Source organism: Dietzia sp. HMSC21D01, from assembly GCF_001815995.1.
GTDB classification, from domain to species: Bacteria; Actinomycetota; Actinomycetes; order Mycobacteriales; family Mycobacteriaceae; genus Dietzia; species Dietzia cinnamea.
In genome coordinates this window covers 1-2,660 of record NZ_KV824043.1, presented here as the reverse complement: position 1 = coordinate 2,660, position 2,660 = coordinate 1, and the positions used below count along the sequence as shown (strand labels likewise).

Below are 2,660 nucleotides of genomic sequence, written 5' to 3'. Positions count from 1 at the left end.
CGGCGGCGCCGGTTCGACCATGGGGGACGGCGGCGCCACCGGGGACGGCGGGCCGGCGAGCGGCGGATAAGGAACGGGGGCGACGCCGCGGGGGGTCCGGTCCTGCGGCACCTGTGCGGGCGGCGCATCGAACGCGTCCCGGTCGGACGACCTCGACGGCTCGGACGCTACCGGAGCGGGTTGGAGCGGCTTGATCGGCGCGCCGAGCTTGGCTTCCGGCTCCCCCACGATCTCGATGACGCCGTCGGATCCCCGGGTCAGGATGGGTGCGCTGGCGACGCCGACCATGCCCAGCTTCTCGGCGCGCTGCGCGAGCACCTCGGCAGAGCGGGCGCGCTCGTTGGACGCGCGGAGCGCCTCCATCCGCTCGACCAGTTCGACGTTGGCGTCGCGTGCGTTCTTGAGGTCGTAGGTGTCCTGGGTGGTCTGGGCCGACAGTAGGAGGGTGCCGCCGACGCCTGCGCCGATGAGGAGGAGCAGGACGACGAGGAAGGGCACCCTCGCGGCCAGTTCCGCGGGGCTCAGACGTTCCGCGGGGACGACCACGGTGCGACGGCCACGGACGGAGCGCGTGACCGGCCTGCGTCGGAGGCCGACGGCCCGTCCCGCCCCGGCCGGGGCGTCGGCGTCCGCGCCGGGGGCCGGGTGGGTGTCGAGCCCGTCAACGGTGCCGGGCGTGTCGATCGTGCTCGTCATGGGGTTCTCCCGTCGATACGCCGGACGCATCGCACCCGGACCGAGGCCGAGCGCGGGTTGTGGTCGATCTCCTCCTGAGAGGCCTTCTCCGCTCCCCTGGTGACGGCCTCGAACTCGGGGCCGTGGCCGGGCAGCTCCACCGGCAGGCCCGCCGGGGTGCGGGAGGCGGTGCGGGTCGCGAGTTCGCGCTTGACGATCTTGTCCTCGAGGGAGTGGTACGCCATGAAGACCGCGCGACCGCCGAACCGCAGGAGGTCGAGGTAGCCGGGCACGGCGTTCTCGACGGCCTCGAGTTCGGCGTTGACCTCGATGCGCAGGGCCTGGAACACTCGCTTGCCCGGATGCCCACCGGTCCGGCGGGCGCCCTGGGGGATCGTGTCGTAGAGCAGTTCGACCAGCTGGGAGCTGGTGACGATGGGATCGGTGTCGCGTCGGCGGACGATCGCGGCCGCGATCTGCCGGGCGAAGCGCTCCTCGCCGTACACCCGGAGGACCCGGGCGATGTCGTCGCGCGGATAGTCGGCGAGGATGTCGGCGGCGGTCGGGCCGGTGGTGGGGTCCATCCTCATGTCGAGCGGCGCGTCCACCGAGTACGCGAATCCGCGCTCGGCGACGTCGAGCTGCATCGAGGAGACGCCGAAGTCGAGGAGGATGCCGTCGATCGCCGGGCCGGCGTCGTCACGCGCATCCGGAGGTAGCGCCGCGGTGACGCTGTCGAAGTCGTCGAAGCGGGCGTGGACGGGAGTGAAGCGGCCGCGATAGGCGGTGAGCCGGCGGGTCGCCATGTCGAGCGCCTCGGGGTCGCGGTCCACGCCGAGTACACGCAGCTCGCCGAACTCGGCCAGCAGGTGCGAGGAATGCCCACCGAGACCGAGGGTGCCGTCCACGATGACGGGTGCGCGCCCCTCCTCCGCGGCGGCCTCGACGACGGGACGGAAGAGCTCGATGGTGCGCTCGAGGAAGACGGGGATGTGCCCGGAGCGCGTGGCGTCGCGGTCGGCATCGGGCCGTTCTGCCATCTCGCCTCCTCGCGTCCGGTCGTCGGTGCTCCGGCGGTTGTGGTGGAGCCCCCTGGTCCCCGTCCGGTACCCACCTGGCGTCGGGGAAGTACGTCAGGGTGGTGCCGGGCAGGGGCCGGGGGGCTCCGTCCGTCGTGCTCTCGTGTGCGTTCTCGTCCTTCCTCTCCCGGGATCAGAACTCGATCCCGAGCGAGGTGCCCTCCATCTCGGAGAACACGGGTAGGTTCTCCGCGCTGTAGCGGTCCCACGCCTCGGCGTCCCAGACCTCGAGACGCTCCCCGAGGCCGTTGACGACGCAGTCCTTGTCCAGACCCGCGTAGTTCCGCTGACTCGCGGGGATGGAGATCCGTCCCTGCGAGTCCAGTTGCTGGACTTCCGCGCCGCTCACCAGGAGCCGGAAGAACGCCATGTGCCTCTCGCTGAGGTTGGCGGTCGGCCGGACCTTTCTGACCAGCGCGTCGAACTCGCCCTCAGGGAAGACCGACAGCGTGTTGGTGAACCACCCACACACCACCACCCCGTCCGCCAGGCCTGGCCTGAATCTGGCGGGGATCGTCAGCCGCCCCTTGTCGTCGAGCTTGGGACGGTGGGTCCCGTACCCGACGAAGGCTCGTTCGCGTCCGGAGTCGACGGGATCGGTGTCGGTCACCCGCCACCTCCTGGGGTCCAGGCCCATCGAGCTCCTTGCGTGCCCCACTGTACCCCACTACGCCCCACAAACAAGGCGTGCGCCCCACTTCTCCCCACTGTCTTACATCACTGCACTTCAGACGGTTTCCGCCTCGTCGACACGGACGACCCCCTGCTGTCGAGCCCTCGTCACGAACCGCACATTCAGCGACTTACTGAGGCCGATGTGACTGAAGTAGCTCATGAGGCGGCCCTGAGGGCGGCCGGTGGGGAGTGGTGGGGCGTCGGGGTGGGGCGTGGTGGGGCTCCGGGGCG

3 protein-coding genes are annotated in these 2,660 nt (G+C 71.1%); all 3 read right to left on the bottom strand.

Annotated features, from left to right (window positions below; translation table 11 throughout):
• Nucleotides 1–696 (bottom strand): cell division protein FtsL (locus HMPREF3086_RS13925; RefSeq protein ID WP_070722469.1); only part of this gene is annotated, 696 nt, incomplete at its 3' end.
• Complete coding sequence (gene rsmH / locus HMPREF3086_RS13920; RefSeq protein ID WP_061228922.1) at nt 693–1,715, bottom strand: 16S rRNA (cytosine(1402)-N(4))-methyltransferase RsmH; 1,023 nt, start codon at nt 1,713–1,715, stop codon at nt 693–695. The genes rsmH and HMPREF3086_RS13925, both read right to left, overlap by 4 nt.
• A gap of 172 nt (nt 1,716–1,887) precedes the next feature.
• Nucleotides 1,888–2,364: a division/cell wall cluster transcriptional repressor MraZ gene (locus HMPREF3086_RS13915; protein ID WP_061228921.1), complete on the bottom strand. Its 477-nt coding sequence runs from the start codon at nt 2,362–2,364 to the stop codon at nt 1,888–1,890.
• Nucleotides 2,365–2,660: the final 296 nt, after the last annotated feature.

Bases quoted from the DNA above. Each gene is read 5' to 3' on its own strand.
- rsmH (WP_061228922.1), bottom strand. From the start codon at position 1,715: ATGGCAGAACGGCCCGATGCCGACCGCGACGCCACGCGCTCCGGGCAC.